This is a genomic window from Kitasatospora sp. NBC_00315, from assembly GCF_041435095.1.
Classification (GTDB): domain Bacteria; phylum Actinomycetota; class Actinomycetes; order Streptomycetales; family Streptomycetaceae; genus Kitasatospora.
The window spans coordinates 3,614,055-3,637,862 of the sequence record NZ_CP108025.1 but is presented as its reverse complement, the minus strand read 5'-3'; the positions used below and the strand labels follow the sequence as shown (position 1 = coordinate 3,637,862).

Genomic DNA, 23,808 nt, shown 5'->3' with positions numbered 1-23,808 from the left:
GGAACCTCCGGGCGGTCGCCGCCGCGGGGCCGAGGCCGAAGGTGGAGGAGGACCGCAACGGCCGGATCGTCACCTTCTACTCGTACAAGGGCGGCACCGGCCGCACCATGGCGCTGGCCAACACCGCGTGGATCCTGGCCGCCAACGGCTTCCGGGTGCTCACCGTCGACTGGGACCTGGAGGCACCGGGCCTGGCCAAGTTCTTCCACCCGTTCATCGACCAGGCCGTGCTGGCCGGGACCACCGGCATGATGGACCTGATCGCGGAGTACCGCGAGGAGGCGCTGCGCCCGGTCGAGCACGCCCCCGGCTGGCACCTGGACTTCGCCCGGGTGCACCCGCACGCGCTCTCGCTCGCCTGGCCGCTCTTCCCGCAGGGCGGCAGCCTGGACTTCCTGTCCGCCGGGCAGTTCAACCGCGACTACTCGGAGTCGGTGGGCCGGCTCGACTGGGACATCTTCTACGACCGCTTCGACGGCGGGCAGTTCTTCGACGCCCTGCGCGCCGACATGCGCAAGCGCTACGACTACGTCCTGATCGACAGCCGCACCGGACTCTCCGACATCGCCGAGATCTGCACCGTGCAGATGCCGGACGACCTGGTGGTCTGTTTCACGCTCAGCGACCAGTCGATCGACGGCGCCTCCCGGATCGCCCAGCACATCCACGACCGCTACCGCGACCGCGGCATCCGCATCCTGCCGGTGCCGATGCGCATCGACGAAGGGGAGAAGGAGAAGGCGGACGCCGGCCGGGCACTGGCCAGGATCCGCTTCGACGGCCTGCCCGAGGGCCTGGAGGGCGACGAACTCGCTCACTACTGGGGCTCGGTGGAGATCCCGTACCGGCCGTTCTACGCCTACGAGGAGATCCTCGCCACCTTCGGCGACCAGGGCGGCAGCCCGACCTCGATGCTGGCCGCCTGCGAGCGGCTCACCGGCATGCTCACCGAGGGCCGGGCCGCCGGGCTGCCACCGGTCGACGAGGAGGTCCGGCTGCGGTACGTGGACGCCTTCACCCGCCGCCGCCCGTCCGTGCCCGCCGACCTCTACCTCAGCTACGTGCCCGAGGACCGGATGTGGGCCGACTGGATCGAGTCCGTGCTCAGCCGGGCCGGGTTCCGGGTGCTGCCCAGGGATCTCAGCGCCGGCTCGGATCCCCGCCACGAGACCGAGCGCGGCATCGACGCCGCCTACCGGACGGTCGCCGTGCTCTCGCCGGCCTATCTGCGTTCGCCGCAGGCCCGCGCGCTGTGGGAGTCCGTGGTCAGCTCCGACCCGTCCGGCACCAGGCGCCAGCTGGTGCCGGTGCGGGTCGGCGACGTGCGGCTCACCGCGCCGTTCAGCAACCGCAACCCGGTCGACCTGGTCGGCCGCGACGAGGTGCAGTCCGTGCAGACCCTGCTGCGGGCGCTCGGGCGTGCGGAGGTCCCGCTGGAGGACGCCCCCGGCGCCGGGCCGCGCTTCCCCGGCAGCAAGCCGCAGGTGTGGGACGTACCGCCGCGCAACCCGTCCTTCACCGGCCGCGCCACCGTGCTGGAGCAGCTGCGCAACCAGCTGCGCGGCGGCATGGCCGCCGTGCTGCCGACCCCGCAGACGCTCTACGGGCTCGGCGGCGTCGGCAAGACCCAGGTCGCGCTGGAGTACGCGCACCGCTTCATGTCCGACTACGACCTGGTCTGGTGGATCGACGCGGAGCAGACCGAGCTGGTCGCCCCCGCGCTGGCCGAACTCGCCCGGCGGCTGGGCCTGCGGGTGGGCGACTCGGTCACCGAGGCGGCCGAGGCGGCCCGGGAGGCACTGCGGCGCGGCACCCCGACCTCGCGCTGGCTGCTGATCTTCGACAACGCCGACGAGCCGTCCGAGATCCGCCGGTTCTTCCCCGGCGGCTCCGGCCACATCCTGGTCACCTCCCGCAACCAGGCGTGGTCCGGCCACGCGGAGGCGCTGGAGGTGGACGTCTTCACCCGCGGCGAGAGTGTCGAGCACCTCTGCCGCCGCGCCCGCGGGCTGTCCCGGGCGGACGCCGACCGGGTCGCCGAGGCGGTCGGCGACCTGCCGCTCGCCGTCGAGGTCGCGGCCGCCTGGCTGGACACCACCGGCACCCCCGTGGACACCTACGTCTCCCAGCTCCAGGCCGAGGCCGCCCGCGCCCTCGCGGTGGCCCGCCCCACCGACTACCCGACGCCGGTCGGCGCGACCTGGAACGTCTCCATCGCCCGGCTCCGGGTGCAGTCCCCGGCGGCGGTGCGGTTGTTGCAGCTCTGCGCCTTCTTCGCACCCGAGCCGATCTCGATGAACCTCTTCTACAGCGACCAGATGATCCGCGCGCTGGTGAAGTACGACGAGGACCTCAACGACAAGTTCATGCTCGGCAAGGTCATCCAGGCGATCGGCCGGTACGCGCTCGCCAAGGTCGACGCCGGCAGCAACAGCTTCCAGGTGCACCGGCTCGTCCAGGCGGTGATCCGCTCCGAGATGTCCGCGGACGACCAGGAGGTCGCCGTCCACGAGGTGCACCGCATCCTCACCGGCGCCCGGCCCGTCCTCGGCGACACCGACGACCCGGCCAACTGGCCCGCCTTCGACGAGATCTGGCCGCACCTGTCGCCCTCGATGGCGCACAACTGCGACGAGGCCGACACCCGACAGCTGCTCATCGACCGGGTCCGCTACCTCTGGAAGCGCGGTGAACTGGAGCGCGCCCGCGAGATGGGGCACTCGCTGGACGAGGCCTGGACCGCCAAGCTCGGCGAGGACGACCGGCAGACCCTGCTGCTGCGCTTCCAGCTCGCCAACGTCCTGCGCTCCCAGGGCAACTACGCCGAGGCGCTGGGTCTGGACGAGTCCACGCTGGCCCGTCAGCGGCTGCTGCTCGGCGAGCACCACCCGTACACCCTGATGACGGCCGGATCGCTCGGCGCCGACCGGCGGGCACTGGGCCTCTTCCAGTCCGCGCTCGACCTTGACCGTGAAATCCTGGAGCAGTTCCGGGAGTTGTTCGGCGACGACAATCCGCGCACGCTGTCGATGGCGAACAACCTCGCGATCGACTACCGCCTGGTCGGCGACAGCGAGGCCGCCCGCGACCTCGACCAGGAGACCCTGGACCGCCGCACCTCCGTCCTCGGCCCCAAGCACCCCTACACCCTCTCCTCGAAGTCCGCGCTCGCCCGCGACCTGCGCGAACTCGGGGACTACAAGGGCTCGGCGGATCTGGCCAGGGAGGTCATGAACGACCTCACGGACGTCCTGGAGCCCGACCTCCCGGAGAACCTGCGCAACGCCAAGTCGCTCGCCGTCTCGCTCCGCAAGGCCGGCCAGCTGGCCGAGGCCCGGCGGATCACCCGGGAGACGTACGAGCGCTACCTGGAGCGTTACGGCGCCGACGCCCCCGACGCGCTCGCCTGCGCGCTCAACCTGGCCGCCGACTACAGCGCCTCCGGTGACAAGGAGGCCGCCCGCGACCTCGCCGCCACCGTCTACGAGGGCCACCGCCGGCTGTTCGGAGCGGGCCACCCGTTCGCCCTCGCCTGTGCCAACAACCTCGGCATCTACCTGCGGGGCAGCGGGGAGATCCAGGAGGCCATCGCCCGTGGCAGGGAGACCGTCGAAGGACTGCGGAACACCGTCGGCCCGACCCACCCGTTCACGCTCAGCGCGATGATCAACCTCGCCAACGCCTACGGCGACGACGGCCAGCACCGGCGGGCCGAGGAGCTGGAGCGGACCGCCCACACCGGGCTCTGCGAGCGCTACACGCCCCGCCACCCGGACGCGGTCGCCTGCGAGGCCAACCTGGCCGTCACCCTGCGGGCCTGCGGCCAGCACACCCAGGCGGCCGAACTGCGGGCCCGCGCGGTCGCCGAACTGATCCGCCAGCTCGGGGAGGAGCACCCCAACACGATCTCCGCCCGGGGCTGGAAGCGGATCAACCGCGACCTCGAACCCCAGCCGGTGTAGCCCGCAGGGGAGCGGACCCGGCGGCCCCGGCCGTGGCAGGCCGGGTCACAGCCGGGTGGGCCCCCGGCGGGTTACGCTGCGGGCCTGATGAGCGAGCTGACCGAACCCCGGACCACCCCGGCCGCGCGACCGGCCGGCAGGGCCCGCGCCCTGCCGCCCGTCCTGGTCACCAGGGCCCTGGCGCCGGGCGTGCTGGAGCGCCTGACGCCGTTCTGCGAGGTCACCCTGCACGGGGACGACGAGCCGATGCCGCGGGCCGCGCTGCTGGCGGCGGTCCGCGGCACGGCCGCCGTGATCACCACCCTGGGCGACACCGTGGACGCCGAGTTCCTGGACGCCGCAGGGTCCGGCCTGCGGATCGTCGCCAACCACGCGGTCGGGACGCACAACGTCGACGCCGCCGCCTGCGCCGAGCGCGGCGTGCTCGTCAGCAACACTCCCGGCGTGCTCACCGAGGCCACCGCCGACCTGGCCTGGGCGCTGCTGCTGGCGGCCACCCGCCGACTGGGCGAGGGCGAGCGCCTGCTGCGCTCGGGCCGTCCGTGGTCCTGGGCACCGAACATGCTGCTCGGCCTGGAACTGGGCGGCACCCCGCTGGGCATCCTCGGCATGGGCCGGATCGGGCAGGCCGTCGCGCGCCGGGCCCGGGCCTTCGGGATGCCGGTCGGCTACCACAACCGCACCCCGCTGTCCGAGGCCGCGCGGGACGGCGCCGAGTGGCTCCCACTGGACGACCTGCTGGCCCGCTCCACCGTCCTGGTGGTCACCTGCCCGCTCACGGCCGCCACCCGCCACCTGCTGGACGCCGAGCGGCTCGCCCGGCTCCCGCAGGGCGCCGTGGTGGTCAGCATGACGGCCGGGATCGTCGACGAACTCGCCCTGGCCGACGCCCTCGACTCCGGGGCGCTGTTCGCCGCCGCCGTCGACAACTTCGAGCACGAGCCGGCCGTCCCCGCGCGGCTGCTCGCCCAGGAGCGGGCCGTCCTCGTCCCCCACCTGGGCAGCGCCACCGTCCGGACCCGCCGGGCGATGGGCGACCTGGCCGTGGACAACGTCCTCGCGGTGCTGGCCGGCGACGCCCCGCCGACACCGGTCGGTCCGCCCGCCCGGATCAGCCCGCCGCCCACTTGAGGGCGGCCGTCATCACCCGCAGCGCGCCGAAGTGCGCCGCGCCCGGCTCCAGGAACAGCTCCGCCCCCGGGATGCGGTCGGCCAGCCAGCGGGAGTGCTCGACGGGGGAGAAGCGGTCGTCGGCGCCGTGCCAGAGCCAGGCGGGCACCGCGACGTCCTCGACCTGGAAGCCCCAGGGGGCGGTGAAGGCCAGCACGTCGTCGATCCAGCCGTCGGCGTTGTGCCGGAACGCCTCCCGGAAGTTGCTCGCGAGCATCCGGCGGATGCCCTCGTCGGCGACCACCGTCCGGTCCGTGGGCGGGAGTTCGGGGGCCAGGCCGAGCAGCAGCCGGACCGGGTCGTCCTTGATCTGGAGGGAGCGGAACTGCATGCTCGCCTCCATCCGGTGGTGCCCCTGCTCGGCCTCCTGGTAGGCGTGCACGTTGGACGCGGTCATGGACCCGTACCAGTCCAGGCCCGGCGCGTCCCGGGGCGCCAGACTGACCAGCGCGGCGACCCGGGTCACCCGCCCGGGCAGCAGCGCGGCGCAGGCCAGGGCGTGCGGGCCGCCGCCGGAGCGGCCGAGTACGGCGAAGTCCGTCAGGCCGAGTTCGTCCGCGATGGTGCGCACGTCCACGGCGGCCGCCGCGACCCGGCGCCCCGGCAGCCGGTCGGAGTCGCCGTAACCGGGCCGGTCGAAGGCGATCAGGCGCACGCCCAGGCGGTACAGCACGCTGCTGCGCGGGGCCGGCCCGAACCGGCTGCCGGGTGTGCCGTGCAGCAGGAACACCGGCCGCCCGCGCGGGTCGCCCAGGCTCTCGACCGCGAGCGTACGGCCGTCCGTCGTCTTCACCACGCGTGGCGTCACGCGGATCCTCCCGTCGTGGACTGCGTTCTCCGGTGCCACCCCTGCCGGGCACCGGTTCACTGCTCGCGGCCGCGTACCTCCCGGCGCGCCTGCCAGGTGGTGTGCTCCCGGGAGACCGCGTCCTCGGCGTCCCGGGCCAGCCGGGCCCAGAGCTCCTCGGCCTGCGGCGATCCCAGGTCCAGCCGGGTGAGCTGGCGGCGGATCAGTTCGAGCTCGTCGGCCGCCAGCGCGTACGCGGCGGCCAGCGGACGGTACTGCCGCAGCTGGGCCCAGGCGGCGACCGAGGCGGCGACGGCGGAGACGGTGCCCAGCGCGTCGTACCCGAAGGCGCCGAGCGCCCGCAGCACCGCGAGCACCAGCCCGAGCACCGGCAGGACGACCCCCAGGGCCCCGGTCCAGAAGCCGGCCCGGGCGCACTGCCGGGCCTTGCTCGCGTACCACTCGTGCTGCGCGTTCACCCGCTCCTGGAGGTAGACCTCACGGCGCACCGACAGCGGCTGCTCGCGCAGCACCCGCATCGCCTCGGTGACCTCGGCGGCCGCCCGGCCGCGCACCGCCCGGCTGTCGCGGAACGCCTGCAGCACCCGGGTCAGCTGGAACCGGTAGAGCCCCTCGGCGTCCGGCAGGCTGGTGGGCGGCGGCTGGTAGGCGTCGGCCCGGACGGCGTACTTCCAGGCGAGCGTCTTGACGGACTCGGCGGCGGCCCGGCCCTCGTACCAGAGGCCCTGCGGGTTCTGCCGGCCGATGACCACCGCGACGCAGATCGCGCCCAGGTACGCGGCGGCCGCCAGCCAGGCCCACTGCGCGCCGTCGGCGGAGCCCGCGGCCGCGGCGGCGACGAGCAGCAGAAGCTCCCGGCGGGACAGCGCGACGGAGCGCCGCTGGCCCTGCTGGGAGGCCGAGTCGGCAGCCCAGAACAGCTCGGGCAGCAGATCCCGTTCCCGCACCCGCCCCGACGAACCCGCCCCCGTCGCCATGCCGGCCCCCACCCGTCGCTCGGCCCACCCAGCTGTCCTGCCCGCCGGCGGCGGCCGGTACGCCCCGGCGTGGGCGGGTATGGCCGGGAAAGCGCGCAGGTTGTCTCAGACCGGCCCGGGCGCGCCGGGGCGCACCCGGGCCGCGGCGGCTCAGAAGGTGTAGAAGACCCGGTCCGCGTTGTCCGCCATCAGCTTGGCGTTCCACTCGGTGCCGCCGTCGACGTTGCCGGAGCGGAACAGCGGCGGCTCGATGCCGCGCTCCGCGAGCAGGCCGACCGCGGAGGCCACCACGGCCTGCATCAGCGCGCTGGTGACGATGGTGGACACCGGTCCGAAGGTGGTCGCGGCGCCCGGCACGGTCAGCTCGCCGTCGCCGACCGCGATCTTGTTGTCGAGCACCACGTCGCAGTGGTCCTTGAGGTACGTCCCCGACGGGTGCTGGGAGGTGACCTCGGCCGGGTACGCCAGCGAGGTGAGCCCGACCACGTGCAGGCCCCGCGAGCGGGCGTGCTGGGCCAGCTCCACCGGCATCACCTGGCGGCCGGAGAGCGAGATCACGAACAGCAGGTCGCCGGCCCGGGCCGGGGTGTGGTCCAGGGTGGTGGTGGCCAGCCCGGAGACCCGCTCCAGCGCGCTGGCGAGCGGAGCGGGCCGCACGGTGACGCCGGCCATCCCGGGGACGTCCAGCAGGTTCACCGGGACGAGCCCGCCGGCCCGGTACACCACGTCCTGGGCGGCCAGCGAGGAGTGGCCGGCGCCGTAGGTGAAGACCCGCTGACCGCCCGCGAGGGCGTCCGCGAGCAGCTCCGCCGCCCGGGCGATGTTGCCGGCCTCCTCGGTGCGGACCCGCTGGAGATGGCCGATCGCGGCGTCGAAGTACTGCCCGACCAGGTCGTTCATCGCGGTGCCTGCGCTCTCTGCCGGAGCTGGCGCCCGGCCGGTTCGGGAGGCCCGGTGGTCCAGACCGCCAGTGGAGAAAGCTACGGCGAGCACCGTGCTGCCTGGGGGCCGGTGCTGTCAACCGGAACGAAAAGGCCCGGGAACGAACCGCGGTGGAGCAGGTTGTCCGTGCGGTACGTCAGAATTGGCGGTGTGGACCCCGAGGAACGGAGCCAGCGGCGATGTCTGGGCTGATCGACACGACCGAGATGTACCTTCGCACCATCCTGGAGCTGGAGGAAGAAGGCATCACCCCGATGCGCGCCCGGATCGCCGAGCGCCTTGAGCAGAGCGGCCCCACCGTCAGCCAGACCGTCGGCCGGATGGAGCGCGACGGCCTGCTCCGGGTCGCCGGGGACCGCCATCTCGAACTCACCGAGGAGGGCCGCCGGCTCGCGGTGCGGGTGATGCGCAAGCACCGCATCGCCGAGTGCCTGCTGGTCGACGTGATCGGGCTGGAGTGGGAGCAGGTGCACGAGGAGGCCTGCCGCTGGGAGCACGTGATGAGCGAGACGGTCGAGCGCAAGGTGCTCGCGATGCTCGGTCACCCCACCCAGTCCCCCTACGGGAACCCGATCCCCGGTCTGGACGAGCTCGGCGACACCAAGGCCGAGGGCGAGGGCTTCGACGCCGCCCTGGTCACCCTGGACGCGCTGCGTCCCGGGGCCGACGGGGCCAGCGTGGTGGTGCGGCGGATCGGCGAGCCGATCCAGATGGACGAGACCCTGATGCGCACGCTGCGCCGGGCCGGGGTCCGCCCGGGTGCGACCGTCCAGGTCTCCGCCGGTGGCGGCGGTGTGGTGGTCGGCGTCGGCGCGGACGCCGCCGAACTGGGCAAGGAGATCGCCGCGCACGTGTTCGTCGCGCTCGCCTAGCCGCCTGCCGCGCTCCCGGTGTCCGGCCCGTCCTCGGGCCCGCCCGGCGGCCGGACGAAGGAGTGGCCCGGTGCATGTCCCCACATGCACCGGGCCACCGCCGTCCCCGCCCCGGTCCCTCCCTGATCCCACCCCGCCCCCGTCTCCGTGCCACCGAGCCACCCCGAGCCCGGCCGGTGCCACGGCCCCCGCCGTCCCCCCGGTTCCCCCGCCGTCCCTCCCGACCCCTCCGACCCCTCCGACCCCTGGTCACCGTGCCCGGCTTCCCCGTCCGAGCGCCCTCCCGGTGATCCCCCCGGGCCCTGCTTCCCCACGCGATCCCGGTCTCCCAGCCTGCTGCTCCCTCCGTCCGGTGGCGTCCCCTCTCGAAGGAATTTCTCCCCTCGGCAGATCCCGGCAATCCTTGAGCGTTGTCACTCGTACGAGGGGCTTTCTGCTCCTGACCAGCGGGTACACCGATCTCTTGTCCCGACGGACGTCCGACGGGCCCCTTCTCCGGTGGGAGAAGGGGCCCGTCGGTTGCGCGCGGGGTCTCGCGCGCTGCGCGCCCTCACCCGATAGGCGTAGGGCGGGCGGCTCAGGGGAGTGGCCGGGGCGGCCGCGGGAGGATCAGGAGTGCTGGGGCACCGCCGTTCGGCCCTGCCGGGCCGCCGTGGCCGACGGGGCCTCCCGCCCGCAGGCGTACGCGAGCGGGTTGATCAGCTCGGCCGCGTCCGGCAGCAGCCACCGGTTCGCGCTGGACGGCGGCCGGGCCCACTGCGCGAAGCTGTACGGGCCGACCCGGGACGGCGGTGCGACGATCCAGTCGCCATCTCCCCGGGCCACCAGGTCCAGCCGGCCCGGGGCCCAGCCCAGCCGGCGGAGCATCTCGGGGAGCTTGGCCAGCACCCCGGGCAGGACCAGGAAGAGCAGCCGCCGGCCGGACTGGCCCGAGGTGGCCGGCACCGCGACCACTGGCCCGAGCTGGAGACCCATCCGCTCCATCCGGGCCAGCGCCAGACAGCCCGCCAGCTCCGGCACGTCCAGGGCGTCGAAGAAGCGCCCGGTCGGCAGCAGGATCGACGCCTGCGGGTTCTCCGTCCACCAGCGGCGCACCACGCCGGGGCCCGCACTGGCCCGGGCGCGCCAGTCCTCGGCGGTCGGGTGCGCGCCGGGCAGGGTGCAGTGGAGGTCGCCGCACGAGCAGCGGGCCGGACCGTCACCGTCGACCAGCCAGGTACCGGGAGCGACCTCCCAGTGGCGGTCCTCGGCGTAGCTGACGGCTTCGATGAGCAGCGGGGGCAGTTCGCTGTCGCTGCCCCGGTCGGGGGCTCCTGGGGAGGTGTCTTCCACGTGCTGCTCAACTACCGTCCGTGAGCCTGGTTACGGCCGGACGGGGGGCGGTCTGCCGAGAGGGCGCAATGTCACCCGAAACGGTGAGCCCTCCCGGCCGGAGCTGCGACGCGGCGGGCGCAGTGGGGGCGCACTGGGGCATTGCCCCGGGCGCGCGGGGGGTCGGCACGGTCACCGTGGGTATCCCGCTGACGTCACTGATCGCTAACCTGATGTCAGATTCCTTCGACGGTCGGACAGTCGGCACCAGATCAGCAGAATCGTCGTCCGCCGGTCGGGACCGGAGGGCGTTGGGGAGGCGAAGCCCATGGCCGCGAGACCACTTGTCGCACGACAGCCCAACGAGCGCCTGCAGCAACTGATCCAGGAGGCGAGCTGCTCCAACGCGGGCCTCGCGCGCCGGGTGAACCTCTGCGGTGCCGAGCACGGCCTCGACCTGCGGTACGACAAGACGTCGGTCGCCCGCTGGCTTCGGGGCCAGCAACCGCGTGGCCAGGCACCGGCGGTGATCGCCGAGGCGATCGGCCGCAAACTCGGCCGCGGGGTCTCCGTCGAGGAGATCGGCATGGCCGACGGGAAGAACCTCAGCTCCGGCATCGGGCTGCACTTCTCGGCGACCCTCGGCGGCGCGCTGGAGCAGGTCTGCGAGCTCTGGCGCAGCGACGTCGGCCGCCGGGACTTCCTCACCGGGGCGACCGTCGCCGCGTCCGCGCTGGTCGAGCCCAGCCGGGACTGGCTGATCACCCCGCCCGACCCGGTGGTGGCCCGCAGCGGCGCCGTCCGGGTCGGCCCGTCCGACGTGGCGGCGATCAAGGCCACCACCCAGATGCTGGTCGACCTCGACCACCGCTTCGGCAGCGGGCACGTGCGCCCGGTCGTCGTGCACTACCTCAACAGCGTGGTCTCCGGCCTGCTCGGCGGCGGCTACCGGGACGAGACGGGCCGCCAGCTGTTCGCGGCGGTCGCCCGGCTCACCGAGTTGGCCGGCTACATGGCGGTCGACACCGGCCAGCCCGGCCTGGCCCAGCGCTACTACATCCAGGCCCTGCGGCTCGCCCAGGCGGCGGACGACCGCGGGTACGGCGGCTACGTGCTCGCGGCCTCGATGAGCCACCTCGCGGCGACCCTCGGCAACCCGCGCGAGATCGCCCAACTCGCCCGCGCCGCCCAGGAGGGTGCCCGCTCGGTCGCCACCCCGACGGCGATGGCGATGTTCTACGCGGCCGAGGCCCGGGGCCACGCCCTGCTCGGCGACGCCCGCGCCTGCGAGGCCGTCGCGGACAAGGCGCTGGCCGCGATGGAGCAGCGCAACCCCGAGGAGGACCCGGACTGGATCGTCCACTTCGACGACGCCTACCTCGCGGACGAACTGGCGCACTGTCACCGCGATCTGGAGCAGGCCGGCCAGGCCGAGCGCTACGCCCGCCGGGCGCTCGACCTGCACCCGCCGACCCGGGTCCGGCGCCGCGCGGTGGACCTCGTCCTGCTGGCGACCGCCCAGTTGCAGCAGCGCGAGGTGGAACGGGCCTGCGAGACGGGCACCCAGGCCGTCCGCCTGCTCAGCGGCCTGCGCTCCAACCGCGGGGTCGAGTACCTGGACGAGTTCCGTCGCCGGCTGGAGCCGTACCGGGAGCACCGGGTGGTCCGCGAGTTCCAGGCCCGCGCGGAGGCCGACGCCGCCTGAGCGACGCGGTCCCAGGGGGCGCGTCCCTGCTCCCGGGGGCGCGCTCCCGGGAGCAGGGAGGTGTGGCGCGGGCGCGCGGGGCCGTTCCGGGCCTCCCGGCCGAGCGCGGGGGCGCCCGTCGGCCGGCCGACGACACCGGGTGCGGGCGTCCCGGGTGTGACCATGCGGCCTCGTGGGGCGGCCGCATGGTCACCCGTACCGGTGAACCGGTACCGTGGGCGCGACAATCCGAGGCTCCGAAGCCCCGGAGAACCGCCCAGATGTGGTCCGCCGTCAACGAGCGCGCGGAACAACCGAGGAAGGCCCGGGTGCACGTACGGGAGACAGGCAACGGGTGGCCGCAGGCCGCCCGGATGCTGTCGGCTGCCCCGGTGCGCCCGGTGTCACGCACAGGTGAGGAATCGCGTTGAACCAGCGCCGCTCGTACCCCAACTCCGGTGACTTCAACCTGGACGACCTCTTCCGGCCGGAACCCGGCCAGCAGCAGGACGGCCGGCAGCCCGGGGCCCAGCCGCAGGGCCAGCAGCCCGGCGTACCGCCGCAGTCCGGCCGGCCGGAGTACCTGGGGGACGGCGGCCACGGCCAGGCCGCGCCGCCCCAGGGGGCTCCCTGGGGGGATCCCCAGCAGGGTTACGCGCCGCCGCAGGCCGCGGGGACGGCCGAGGCCGCCCCCGAGACGCAGTACCTGCCGCCGTACCCGACCGCGGACCCGCAGGGCGGCGGCTACCCCGGCCAGGGCGCCCCCGGGGCCTTCCAGGGAGCCCCCCAGGGTGCCGCGCCGTCCTACGGCCCGGCCGACCAGGGCTACGGCCCGGCCGACCAGGGCTACGCGCAGGCCGGCCCCGGTTACCCGCAGGCGGGCGGCGGCTACCAGCCGGCCGATCCGGCGGCCTCGTACACTCCGGCCCACGGGACGGCGGGCCCGCCCGGGCGGCGGCAGAACAGCAAGCTGATCATCGGTGGCGTGGTGGCCGGTTGCGCCGCCGCCGGCATCCTGGTGGCGGTGCTGATGAGCGGCGGCGACCCGGATCCGGCCAAGGACAAGAAGCACAACACGCCGGTGGCCGCCACCAGCGGATCGACGGGAGGCCCGGCCGCCGCCGGCGCCGCGATGAGCGGACCGGCCAAGGAGCAGGCGAAGGCCCTCTCCGACCTGATCAGCACCGCCAACGACAGCCGGCAGGCCGTGATCGGCGCGGTCGCGGCCGTCCAGAAGTGCGACAAGCTGCCCGAGTCCCAGCAGGCGCTGACCGACGCGGCCGGCAAGCGCCAGGAGCTGAAGACCAAGCTGGCGGCGCTGAAGACGGACCAGCTGACCGGTGGCGGCCAGCTGGTCGATCAGCTGAACAAGGCCTGGGACGCCTCCGCCACGGCCGACACGGAGTACGCGGCGTGGGCCGGCGACGCCCAGGGGGGCTGCGACCCGAAGAAGTCGTCGGACAACCCGCACTACAAGGCGGCCGTCCAGGCCAGCGGAACGGCCACCACGGCGAAGAAGCAGGCCGCGGGGCTGTGGAACCCGATCGCCGGGCAGGCCGGCCTGGCGACCCGCAGCGACGGCGACCTGTAGGACGCGGTGGCGGCGGGACCTTCGGGCCCTCGCCGGCCGCCCTCGTCGGGTGTCGACCCCGCGTCGTCCCCCGCGCCGTCCACAGGCTGTGGACGACGCGGGGGACGACGCGGCGGGGCGGGGATGTGATGCGGCGGGGTGGGCCGGAGTCGACGACTCCGGCCCACCCCGCCGCGGTGTCGCCGCTTCGGCCGCTCCCGGTGGTCCGGGCGGCGGATACCTGGATCAGGCGGGCTTGTTGGCCCCCGTCAGCACCCAGCGCACGTCGACGAAGCCGGGCTGCTGCAGAGCCAGCCGTCCGCTCTTGACCTGCTGGTAGGTGACCCAGGTGTTCACGAGTCGCGGCGAATCGGCGCTGGCCAGCATGTTGGTCGCGCCCCAGGCGAGCGGCGGGGTCAGGCCGGAGGTGTCGATCGGGTCGCCGCTGTCCAGGACGCCGCTCAGCGTCTTGGCGGTGAGCGGACGCCCCGCGGAGCCGAGCCGCTGGGCGGCCTGGCGCAGGACCTCGTACGCGACCCAGGTGGTCTGCACCCCCGAGTCCGCCACGTCGATGGACGGCCCCTCGGCGGTGTTGGCCCGGACCACGGCCCGCAGGGCGTCCCAGACCGGGGACGACTCGGGCGGGTACCAGCCGGTCACGTAGGCGCCGGCCAGCGGGCCGTTGTCGCCGCCGGTGGAGTCGACCACCGACTGCTGGACACTGCCGATCACCGACGCGAGCCGGGTGTTCTTCGGGCCGAGCCGGCGGTAGGAGTCGAGCAGGTTGCCGGTCGGCTCGGCGCCCAGGGCGACCGTGACGCAGTTGCCGGAGTCGTCCTTGCCGATGGCCTTGCGGGCGACCTCGGTGTAGTCGCTCGACTTCTCGGGCGCCTTGACGTCGAGCAGCTTCACCCCGGCGGGCTTGAGCGCGTTGGAGAGGTAGCCGAGCAGGTTGTCCCCGGCGGGGGTGTCCGGGCGGACCAGCGAGACCGTGCGGCAGCCGGAGTCGACCAGCTGGCGGCCGCTGCCGGCCACCAGCGCGGGCATGCCGCCGGCCACCGGGTAGGAGAGCGGGCTGATGTACTCGGGGCCCGAGAGTCCGTAGCCGCCGAGGTACGGGATGCTGGCCCGCTCCAGGATGCTCATGAAGCTGTCGCCGTACTGGCTGTACGAGCCGACCACGGCGATCGCCTTGGCGTCCACCGCCTGCTGCGCGCAGGCCGTCGCGGCGGCCGCGCTGTTGTGCTCGTTGCAGGTCAGCACGCGGACGTGGTGTCCGGCCAGGCCGCCCTTGGCGTTGATGTCGCGGCCGACCGCCTCGGCCAGCGCGGTCATGCCGGGCCGGTCGGTGGATCCGGTGCCGGCCGGCGACCAGGTCATCACGGTCAGCTCGGCGCCGCCGGTGGAGGCGTCGGCCGGGCCGCCGCAGGCCGAGGTCGCGAGCAGGGCGGGCACCAGGACCAGTGCCGCCACCGCCCCGGCCACCGGTCGGCCGGCCCGGTGGCGGCGCGGCGTGCGCCGGTACGTGCCGCCGGCGTGCGGCTGTCGCAGCCCGGCCGTCGGCTGCGGGCTCGCGGGCGATGCGGTGTGCCTGAACATGGCCTTCCCTCCCTGGGCAACCCTGTTGCTCACGAGCACCAGCGTTGCCGCCATGCCGCAAGCACAGAGGGCAGAAAAGAGAACGGTCGGCCAACGGGGGAGGAACTCCGGGTGGGATGCGTCACGGACGCGTGTAGAACACGAACGGTGGGGGAACGTACGATCGTTCCTCATGTCCGCCAGCACAGATTCTTCGTACCGGTCTACCGGAAACCCTTCTCGTTCGGGGCATCGCTCCAGCACGATGGGCGGCATGCCGCTCAACGACCTGCCCTGGTGGCGCTGGCGCGCCCGACTGCGCTCGGCGCTGCACATGCTGTCCGACCCCGTGTTCCAGCAGGAGACCTGGCTGGCCGGCCGCGACGGCTTCGGTGACGTGACCGACGCCGTCTACCGCCTGGTCGAGGACACCTGGCTGGACCGCTGGTCCGCCGAGAAGTACGTCGGCACGATCTTCCGCGACTCCGGCGAGGCCGCTCTGGTGGACGTCGCGGTGCTGCGGGTCGTGCGGATCCTGCACCAGGTGGGTGCGGACGCCCCGGTCTCCGAGTACCTGGCCCACCACGGCTGGCAGGAGGCGCTGCGGGCCTGCCGCGAGGCCCACGTCCGGCTGGCGCAGAACGACGGCGACGACCCGGACGCGGCGCCGCGTTCGCTGGACGTGCTGCGGATCCTCACGCAGGTCTGAGACCGCTCCTGCCGGCCGGTGCGCCGGTGTCCCGCAGTTCGGGCAGCGGCACGCACGCTGTCCGGAATATGACACGCTTGACCGTTCGCACCGCACGACATCAGGACAGGACCCACCGTGGAAGAGCAGACGGCCAGCGCCCAGTACGTCCTCACGCTGTCCTGCCCGGACAAGCAGGGGATCGTGCACGCGGTCTCCAGCTACCTCTTCATGACCGGCTGCAACATCATCGACAGCCAGCAGTTCGGGGACGCGGACAGCGGGCTGTTCTTCATGCGGGTGCACTTCTCCGCCGAGGAGCCGGTCACGGTCGACAAGCTGCGGGCCAGTTTCGCCGCCATCGGGGCCTCGTTCCGGATGGACTGGCGGATCCACCCGAGCACCGAGCGGATGCGGATCGTCCTGATGGTCAGCAAGTTCGGGCACTGTCTGAACGACCTGCTGTTCCGCACCCGGATCGGCGCGCTGCCGGTGGAGATCGCGGCCGTGGTCTCCAACCACACCGACTTCGAGGAACTCACCGAGTCGTACGGCATCCCGTTCGTCCACATCCCGGTCACCCGGGAGACCAAGGCGGACGCCGAGCAGCAGCTGCTCGACCTGGTCGCCAAGGAGAGCGTCGACCTGGTGGTCCTGGCCCGCTACATGCAGGTGCTCTCGGACGACCTGTGCAGGGCCCTCTCGGGCCGGGTCATCAACATCCACCACTCCTTCCTGCCGAGCTTCAAGGGCGCCAAGCCGTACCACCAGGCGCACGCCCGGGGCGTGAAGGTGATCGGCGCCACCGCGCACTACGTGACGGCGGACCTCGACGAGGGCCCGATCATCGAGCAGGAGGTGGCCCGGGTCACCCACGACGTGACGCCGGACCAGCTGGTCGCGCTCGGCCGGGACGTCGAGTGCCAGGCGCTCGCACGGGCCGTGAAGTGGCACAGCGAGCACCGGGTGCTGCTGAACGGGACCCGTACGGTCGTCTTCAACTAGGCCCGCGCGGCCGGGGCCGGGGCCGGGGCCGGGGCCGAGGCCCGGGGACCCGGTGTCGGTGGCCGGGGCCGGGTGTCGGTGCTCCGGTACTCAGGCGCTCGGCCGCCCGGGCGCCCAGGTGTCGGCGCTCGCCCGCCCGGCGGCCGGTCTCAGGGCCGGGAGAGCAGCGGGGCCGCGCGGAGCACCTCGCGGATCGCGGCCCGATCGCCGTGCTCGCCCACCGGCATCCGCTCCGGATCCCGGTGGCCGGCGGCCAGCCGGCAGAACTCCAGGCCGTCCAGCACCATCGCGGCCACCGGCTCGGCGCTCCCGCGCGGCGGGAGGGTGCCGTCCAGCGGGATCAGCCACTCGCCGGTGGCCGGGCCGTCGATCACCAGCCTGAGCAGTCGCCCCGGCCGGCCCGCGCCCTGCCGCGCCCCGCCCCGGTCCGCCGTCGGGCGGCCGATCCGGTCCGGGCCGCCGGCGCCGCGCAGCGCGGTCACGGCGGTGGGCAGCATCCGGGCGGCGAGGTCGATCATCAGCCGCAGGTGCTGCGGCGCCGGCGGGGTGTACGGATAGGCGACGGCGCGGGCCACGTCCTCGCCGTGGACGTAGCACTCGAAGGCCCGGTCGACGAAGGCGTCCCGCAGCGGCAGGGCTCCGAAGCCGTAGTCGACGGGGGTGTCGCCCCGCGGGGCGCGTGCGGCCGTCCGGAGCAGCGCGTGGGTCTGCCGGCGCCACAGCGCCCGGACGGACTCGGGCGGCTGTCCGGCCTGGGCGGCGGCGAGCCGCCGGGTCCGGTCGACGATCCCGCTCCACGGGAGCTGTCCCTGCGCCGGTACCCGCGGTGGGGGTGCTCCGTCCTGCTCGGGCACCCGCGGGAGCGCCGCCGACGCGGGCCGGCCGGCGCCGCCGGGCTCCAGGTCCGCGCCGTCCGGACGGCGGTCGCCGGCCGGGAGCGGATCGGCCGGGAGCGGATCGGCCGGGACGGGATCGGGCAGGCCGAGGGCCAGCGCGACGTACCCGTCCACGGCGGTCAGGTGGCTGAGCACCTCGGCCGGCCGCCGGTGGTCCGTCCCGCCGTGCCAGGGGAGTTCGGCGACCTCGTGCCACTCCTCGGGGCCGAGGTCGCGCAGCAGCGCGTCGAGTTTGGCGGTCTCCGCGCCGTAGGGCGCGCCCCAGGGCGGGAGGGGCAGTTCGGCGGGGCGCCGGGCCAGGCACCGGTCGAGCACCTGCTGGCGCAGCGAGCCGGCCTGGTCCAGCGGTTCGTCGGCGGAGAGCCAACCGGCCGCGTCCCGCAGGCGGGTGGCCTCCTCCGCGCACTCGGGGCAGTCCCGCAGGTGCCTCTCCAGCTCGGTGGCCTCGCGGCCCGGGCAGGCTCCGAGGGCCCAGGCGCCGAGCAGCGAGCGCAGCGCGTCGTGCTGGGATTCGGCGAGGGGGCGCGGGGCGGCGCCGGTACTCACGGCGCGCTCCCCTGCGCCGCCCGGCGGGCCGTCGGAGCGACCACCCGGTCGCCGTCCCCGGTCGTCCCGCCGGCGGCCCGGGCCACGCTGTCCACGACGACGGTCTCGGCCTCGGTCGTGGTCTCGGTCGTGGTCTCGGCTGCGGTCCCGGCGTCGAGCTCGGTCGCGAGCAGCTGGAGTCCCAGCCGCATCCGCTGCTTGGCGGCCTGCTCGCTGATTCCCAGCCGCCGGGCCGTCTCCTGGTACGTCCGGCCGTCGTCGTACGACTCCGCGATCGTCTCGCGCAGCGGCCGGGGCAGCGAGTCCACCACGTACTGCACATGGGCCGCAGTCGCCACGGCGCGGATCTCCTCGTCCAGCGCGCCGGTGCGGGCGCCCGGGAGCGCGCTGCGCTCCGTGCTCCGGCGCAGCCGGTCGAGCGCCCGGCGGTGGGTCAGCGCACCGAGCCAGGAGCGCAGCGAGCCCTGCTCCGGGTCGAAAGCCTCGGGGTGGGACCACAGATCGGCGAAGACCTCGCGGGTCAGCTGCTCGGCCGCGGCCTGGTCCGAGAGGATCCGCCCGGCCAGGCCGTGCACCAGCGGTGACAGCCGGTCGTAGAGCTCGCCGAGCGCGGTCTCCTCGCCCCGGGCGAGCCGTCGGGCGAGCCGGACGTCCCAGCGCCGCGAGTCGTCGGGCGGGGAGTCGTCGGCTCGGGAGTCGTCGGGCCGCGAGTCGTCGGGCGGGGTGTCGTCGGCTCGGGAGCCGTCGGGCCGGGGGAGTTCGGAACCGGACGGGGCCGGGACGGACCCGGGAGCGGTCATCGGCGCCAGTCCCCCCGTCCGTCCGGCCGGCTGCCACCGGCCTGCCCGCTCCACGGTATCCCGACGGCTTTCCGCTCCGGGGGAATTCGTTTGAAGAGGGAATCGGAAGTTTCGGATCGTCAGATTCGTTGATCTTTCCACGGCGCTGTTCGAGGGCTTCTGGACATATGTAGGAAGGGTGGTTCCAGAGTGGCGGCCGTGGTGTCCGGGGCATGGGCCGGTAGTTTCGCTAACCTCGTCCAAGCTGGCCGGGGCGGGCCTCCGGCCAGGGCAGGGCGATCTTCGGCGCGAAATCGCCGGGTGAACTGGACAGTATGCACTGCCCTGTCCCCCGAACGTTGGAATATGCCTGAAGCGCTTGCTGCGGTCGGCCCACCGGACCATCCTGAAGCGTATTCGTGCCGCAGCCGGTGCGCGGTGAACGAGGGTTGCGCGACGGACGAGGTGGCGGGGCGGCCCGGTCGGTGGAGGGCGCCCCGGGCCGGCTGAACGGACCGGCCCGATCGAAACGATGGCCGAACTGCGGATGCGGGTGGTGGAGCGGTGCAGGTACTTCAAGTGCAGCTGGCGGTGCAGGCGGACCCCGCGGAGGTCGGCCGGGCCCGCAGGTGGGTGCGCTCACGGCTGCTCAGCCAGGGTGTTGATCCCGACGCGCCGATCGCCGAGACGCTGGTGCTGGTGGTCTCCGAACTGGTCACCAACGCCGTGGTGCACACCGGTTGTCCGGCCGTCCTGCGGCTGCTGATGCCGGTCGACGTGCCGCCGGCGGGCTGCGGTGCGGCGGACGGCGGCACCGGCGCGACCAGAGCGGTGGCGATGGTCGGCCCGCTGCGGGTGGAGGTCGCCGACGCCAGCCGGATCGCCCCGGCGCCACGGCACGCCGGCGACGACGAGGACGCCACCAACGGCCGCGGGCTGGAGCTCGTCGAGCTGCTCTGCGACCGCTGGGGCTGGTATCCGGACGGCTCGGGCAAGCGGGTCTGGTGCGAGATCGACGCGGCCGCCGCCGGTGCGCAGGCCCTGGCGTCCGGCCCGGGTGCCCCGTTGGAGGCGGCGCTGGACCGGGTGACGGCGGCGCCCTGACCGGAGGGCCACTCCCAGCCGTTACGGCCGAAACACAACGCAACCATTCCGAATTTCGGACTACCCATTGACGTGAAGTATCCGGTTGATCACTCTTGGGTGCAGCTCTCCGTTGCGAGGGGACGCCGAGGAACCACCGAACGTCACTGCGGTGCTGCGGTCCAGGGGGAACTCAGCAGGCGGTCCGTACGGTGCCGTTCGTGTGAGGGGCCTCGGCGAGTGCGGAGAGCGGGCGTGGGTCAGGGCCCGCGTCGTGATCGGATGGCGGCCGGCCCGGCTGTGCTCGGGGTTGCCGGGGCCCGCCGCCATCCGATCGAACGTCCCCGCCGGCCGGGTCGGGCCCGGTCGTGGCGCCGGTCGCGCCGCCCACGGGCGGCGCTCCGCCCGGCGGAGCGGTTCAGCCGGAGCGCTCCACCGCCCGGAACGTCCGCCGGTACGCGCTCGGGGCCACGTCCAGGCGTCCGCGCAGCCGCAGCCGCAGTGAGGCCGCCGTTCCGAAGCCGGACTCCCTGGCCACCTGGTCGATCGTCAGGTCCGTCCGCTCCAGCAGCTGCCTGGCCCGCTCGGTGCGCTGCACCGTCAGCCACTGCCCCGGGCTGCTGCCGGTCTCCTCCCGGAAGCGGCGGGTGAAGGTCCGTACGCTCATCCCCGAACGGGCCGCCAGCTCGATCAGTGCCAGTGGTTCGTCCAGGTGCTCCAGGGCCCAGGAGCGGACGGCGGCGGTGCCCGGGCCGGCCTCGGCGAGCGGGCGGGCCGGTTCGATGTACTGCTTCTGGCCACCCTCGCGCCAGGGCGGCACGATGCAGGTGCGGGCCACCGCGTTGGCCACCGCGCTGCCGTGGTCGCGCCGTACGAGGTGCAGGCAGAGGTCGACGCCGGCGGCCACCCCGGCGGAGGTGAGCACGTCCCCGTCGTCGGTGAACAGCACGTCCGGGTCGAGCCGCACCCGCGGGAACAGCGCGGCGAACCGGTCGGTGTGCCGCCAGTGGGTGGTCGCCGGGCGGCCGTCCAGCAGGCCGGCCGCCGCGAGCACGAAGGCCCCGGTGCAGATCGACACCAGTCGGGTGCCGGGCCGCACCCGGGCGAGGGCCGGGCCGGCGTCCGCGGCCGGCGGGTCGGACGGGTGGACGTGTGCGAGGTGCGCCGACGCCGGGATCACCACGGTGTCGGCCCACTCCAGGAGTTCGGGCCCGTGGTCGACGCTGATCCGGAAGTCCGAGCTGGTGGTGACCGGCCCGCCGTCCAGCGTGCAGGTGGCCACCTCGTACAGCGGTTCGCCGGCCGCGCCCCGTGCGGACTCGAAGATCCGGGAGGGGATGCCGAGTTCGAACGCGATCACCTGGTCCAGTGCCAGCACCGCCACCCGGTGCGGTGTCCGTCCGTGTGCGGAGCCCATGCCCTCACTCCCGTCGTCGAGGCCACCGATGCTGCCACATGGTGACCCGCCGGCCGGGGCTCCCGCCAGAGGACCGTCCGGAGCCACCGGCCGGCGCGGGGGCCGATCGGCCCGGTCCGGCCGGCCCGTCCGGACGGGCCCGGCCCGGCGGGTGGGCCCGGGGCGGCACAGTCCCCTGCCGGGAGCGGGTGGCCCGATCCTGACGAAACATGGCAGTCAGGCCACTCGTGGGCGGCGGACGACTTCGGGAGACTCGGTTTTGTGACCGAACCGACCACGCGGCACGCGCTCGCCGCCACGCCCCCGCCCCCGCCCGCCTCCGCTCCCGCGCCCCGACCCGCCCGGCGCGCCCGCCCGCACTACGCCTGGGTGGTCGCGGGCGTCGCGCTGCTCGTCCTGGTCGGTTCGGCCGGGTTCCGCTCCACCCCCGGCCTGATGATGGACGCGCTGAACAGTGAGTTCGGCTGGTCCCACGCGACGATCGCGAGCGCGGTCTCCGTCAACCTCACCCTGTACGGCCTGACCGCGCCGTTCGCCGCCGCGCTGATGGACCGCTTCGGGATCCGGCTGGTGGTGGTCAGCGCCCTGCTGACGATCTCGGTGGGCGCCGGCCTGACCATCCTGATGACGCAGAGCTGGCAGCTGATCCTCTGCTGGGGCGTCCTGGTCGGGCTCGGCAGCGGCTCGATGGCCGGCGCCTTCGCCACCACCGTCTCCGGCCGCTGGTTCCAGGCCAGGCAGGGCCTGGTGACCGGGGTGCTGACGGCCGGCGGAGCGGCGGGCAACCTGGTCTTCATGCCGCTGCTGGCCACCCTGGTGGAGCGGCACGGCTGGCGGTCGGCGGTGGTGGTGGTCTCCCTGGCGGCCACCGTGGTGGCCGTCCCGGTGCTGCTGCTGATGCGCGAGCGCCCGGCCGATCTCGGAATCCTCCCGTACGGGGCCACCGAGGCCCCGCCGGCCCCGGTGACGGACGGCAGCGCGCTGGCCCGATCCCTGCGGGTGCTGCGCGAGGCCGGCCGCAGCAAGGCGTTCTGGCTGCTGGCCGGTTCCTTCGCGATCTGCGGCGCCACCACGGCGGGCCTGGTCGGCACCCACTTCATCCCGGCCGCGCACGACCACGGCATGCCGGTCACCACGGCGGCGAGCCTGTTGGCGCTGGTCGGGGTCTTCGACGTGGCGGGCACCATCGCCAGCGGCTGGTTCACCGACCGCTTCGACTCCCGCAAGCTGCTGATCGTCTACTACGCGCTGCGCGGGATCTCGCTGGCCTTCCTGCCCCAGTTGTTCGCCGGCTCGCTGAAGCCGCCGATCCTGGCCTTCGTGATCTTCTACGGCCTGGACTGGGTGGCCACCGTGCCGCCGACCGTCGCGCTCTGCCGCCAGTACTTCGGGGCCGACGCGCCGATCGTGTTCGGCTGGGTGCTCGCCGCCCACCAGATCGGAGCGGCCGCCGTGGCCGGACTGGCGGGCCTGTCCCGGGACGCCTTCGGCAACTACGACCTGACCTGGTACGGGGCCGGCGGGCTCTGCGCGCTGGCCGTCCTGCTCTGCGTGGCCCTGCGCCGCCGACCGGTCGCGCCCCTCGCCCCGGCCGGGCCCGTCGCGGTGCCCGCCTGACGGCGGCTCACCCCGGCGCCGGCCGTCGTCCGGTGCCTGCTCGACCTGACGCTCGTCCGGCCGGTGGGGGCGGTGCCGGTCCCGCTGCCGGTGGGGGCGGACCTGGTCCCGCTGCTGGACGGGCCGATCCGGTTGCCGTCGTGACCCCGGAGGGCGGAGCGGGACGGGCCGTCCACGGCTCGCCGGGGCGGCCGGGACCGGCTGCCGGGGGTGTCGTCGTAATGGGCTCATAGGATGTCCGACTATGACGCTGCTCTTCGCCATCGACCCCGAACCCACCCCCGGCCTGCGGGCCGAGATCGTCCAGCTCTGGGCGGACGTCACCAACGCCGGGGGCGCCGTCGGCTTCGTCCCGCCGGTCACGGCCGACGACGTGTGGGTCACCGCGGAGAAGCAGTTCGCGGGGGTCGGGCCCGCCGGGCCGGACCGCCTGCTGGTCGCCCGTGACGGCGAGAGCGGCCGGCTCGCGGGCGTGCTCTTCTTCGAGTCCATGCGGTTCGCGCTGATGGACCACTGGCGGCTGCTCAAGCGGGTCATGGTGCACCCCGACTTCCAGGGCCGGGGCTACGGCGTCGAGCTGATGGCCGAGGCGGCCCGGGTCGCCCGGGAGGCGGGCCTGGCCGGGCTGCGGCTGACCGCCCGGGGCGGCCTCGGGCTGGAGCGCTTCTACGAGCGGTGCGGTTACACCGAGGTGGGCCGCGTCCCCGGGGCGATCCGGGTCGCCCCGGGCGACGACCGCGACGACATCACCCTCTGGATCGACCTGCGCTGAGCGCCACCGGCCGGCGCCGCCCGCCACCTCCGCTCGCCCCCGGCCGGCGCCGTCCGCCCGCTCGCCGTGGCGCCCCGGGGCGTCGCGGTACGGGGCGGGCCCGTCCCCGGCACGGCCGGCGCGGCATGCTT

The 23,808-nt window shown here is 74.4% G+C and carries 18 protein-coding genes; 10 read left to right on the top strand and 8 right to left on the bottom strand.

The window, feature by feature from the left end:
- The first annotated feature begins 41 nt into the window (after positions 1-41).
- Together fxsT and OG823_RS14650 are read left to right on the top strand one after the other, a co-directional pair.
- Complete coding sequence (gene fxsT, locus OG823_RS14655; RefSeq protein WP_371484481.1) at positions 42-3,962, top strand: FxSxx-COOH system tetratricopeptide repeat protein; 3,921 nt, start codon at positions 42-44, stop codon at positions 3,960-3,962.
- Positions 3,963-4,049: 87 nt separating this feature from the next.
- Entirely contained in the window at positions 4,050-5,093 is a 1,044-nt protein-coding gene (locus OG823_RS14650) for a 2-hydroxyacid dehydrogenase (protein ID WP_371479964.1), read from the top strand.
- Here the strand turns inward: OG823_RS14650 and OG823_RS14645 are convergent.
- The 3 genes from OG823_RS14645 to OG823_RS14635 form a co-directional block, all read right to left on the bottom strand.
- Positions 5,074-5,940 (bottom strand): alpha/beta fold hydrolase, encoded by an 867-nt coding sequence (locus OG823_RS14645; protein ID WP_371479963.1) that lies wholly within the window; start codon positions 5,938-5,940, stop codon positions 5,074-5,076. The two genes, OG823_RS14650 and OG823_RS14645, sit on opposite strands and share 20 nt — an antisense overlap.
- Positions 5,941-5,996: 56 nt before the next feature.
- On the bottom strand, positions 5,997-6,917 hold the full coding sequence (locus OG823_RS14640) for a DUF4231 domain-containing protein (RefSeq protein WP_371479962.1): 921 nt from the start codon (positions 6,915-6,917) through the stop codon (positions 5,997-5,999).
- A gap of 150 nt (positions 6,918-7,067) precedes the next feature.
- Positions 7,068-7,817 (bottom strand): sugar isomerase domain-containing protein, encoded by a 750-nt coding sequence (locus tag OG823_RS14635; RefSeq protein WP_371479961.1) that lies wholly within the window; start codon positions 7,815-7,817, stop codon positions 7,068-7,070.
- Between the two features lie 221 nt (positions 7,818-8,038).
- Here OG823_RS14635 and OG823_RS14630 point away from each other — a divergent pair, with 221 nt between their 5' ends.
- A complete protein-coding gene (locus OG823_RS14630) occupies positions 8,039-8,731 on the top strand; it encodes a metal-dependent transcriptional regulator (protein ID WP_371479960.1) in 693 nt (230 codons plus the stop codon).
- 609 nt (positions 8,732-9,340) lie between these two features.
- On the opposite strand, the gene OG823_RS14625 is transcribed toward OG823_RS14630, so the two are convergent.
- A complete protein-coding gene (locus OG823_RS14625) occupies positions 9,341-10,063 on the bottom strand; it encodes a bifunctional DNA primase/polymerase (protein WP_371479959.1) in 723 nt (240 codons plus the stop codon).
- Between the two features lie 307 nt (positions 10,064-10,370).
- On the opposite strand from OG823_RS14625, the gene OG823_RS14620 reads away from it, so the two are divergent.
- A complete protein-coding gene (locus OG823_RS14620) occupies positions 10,371-11,747 on the top strand; it encodes a transcriptional regulator (protein ID WP_371479958.1) in 1,377 nt (458 codons plus the stop codon).
- A gap of 406 nt (positions 11,748-12,153) precedes the next feature.
- Entirely contained in the window at positions 12,154-13,317 is a 1,164-nt protein-coding gene (locus OG823_RS14615; RefSeq protein WP_371479957.1) for a hypothetical protein, read from the top strand.
- A 225-nt stretch (positions 13,318-13,542) separates the two neighbouring features.
- Here the strand turns inward: OG823_RS14615 and OG823_RS14610 are convergent, their stop codons facing one another.
- Positions 13,543-14,895 carry an ABC transporter substrate-binding protein gene (locus OG823_RS14610; protein WP_371479956.1) on the bottom strand — a complete coding sequence of 451 codons (1,353 nt, stop codon included), beginning with the start codon at positions 14,893-14,895 and terminating at the stop codon, positions 13,543-13,545.
- Between the two features lie 244 nt (positions 14,896-15,139).
- On the opposite strand from OG823_RS14610, the gene OG823_RS14605 reads away from it, so the two are divergent.
- Together OG823_RS14605 and purU are read left to right on the top strand one after the other, a co-directional pair.
- Positions 15,140-15,583, top strand: coding sequence for a hypothetical protein (locus OG823_RS14605; protein ID WP_371484479.1), 444 nt, complete (start codon positions 15,140-15,142; stop codon positions 15,581-15,583).
- A gap of 117 nt (positions 15,584-15,700) precedes the next feature.
- On the top strand, positions 15,701-16,567 hold the full coding sequence (gene purU / locus OG823_RS14600; protein ID WP_371479955.1) for a formyltetrahydrofolate deformylase: 867 nt from the start codon (positions 15,701-15,703) through the stop codon (positions 16,565-16,567).
- A 149-nt stretch (positions 16,568-16,716) separates the two neighbouring features.
- On the opposite strand, the gene OG823_RS14595 is transcribed toward purU, so the two are convergent.
- Positions 16,717-18,009 (bottom strand): zf-HC2 domain-containing protein, encoded by a 1,293-nt coding sequence (locus OG823_RS14595; protein ID WP_371479954.1) that lies wholly within the window; start codon positions 18,007-18,009, stop codon positions 16,717-16,719.
- Positions 18,006-18,809, bottom strand: a complete 804-nt coding sequence (locus OG823_RS14590) for a sigma-70 family RNA polymerase sigma factor (RefSeq protein ID WP_371479953.1) — start codon at positions 18,807-18,809, stop codon at positions 18,006-18,008. The genes OG823_RS14595 and OG823_RS14590 overlap by 4 nt, the downstream gene beginning before the upstream one ends.
- 543 nt (positions 18,810-19,352) lie before the next feature.
- Between OG823_RS14590 and OG823_RS14585 the strand changes: the two genes are divergently transcribed.
- Entirely contained in the window at positions 19,353-19,892 is a 540-nt protein-coding gene (locus OG823_RS14585) for an ATP-binding protein (protein ID WP_371479952.1), read from the top strand.
- 397 nt (positions 19,893-20,289) lie between these two features.
- On the opposite strand, the gene OG823_RS14580 is transcribed toward OG823_RS14585, so the two are convergent.
- A complete protein-coding gene (locus tag OG823_RS14580) occupies positions 20,290-21,288 on the bottom strand; it encodes a GlxA family transcriptional regulator (RefSeq protein WP_371479951.1) in 999 nt (332 codons plus the stop codon).
- Between the two features lie 261 nt (positions 21,289-21,549).
- On the opposite strand from OG823_RS14580, the gene OG823_RS14575 reads away from it, so the two are divergent.
- Positions 21,550-22,905 (top strand): MFS transporter, encoded by a 1,356-nt coding sequence (locus tag OG823_RS14575; RefSeq protein WP_371479950.1) that lies wholly within the window; start codon positions 21,550-21,552, stop codon positions 22,903-22,905.
- A 244-nt stretch (positions 22,906-23,149) separates the two neighbouring features.
- Positions 23,150-23,677 carry a GNAT family N-acetyltransferase gene (locus OG823_RS14570; RefSeq protein ID WP_371479949.1) on the top strand — a complete coding sequence of 176 codons (528 nt, stop codon included), beginning with the start codon at positions 23,150-23,152 and terminating at the stop codon, positions 23,675-23,677.
- Positions 23,678-23,808 lie beyond the last annotated feature (131 nt).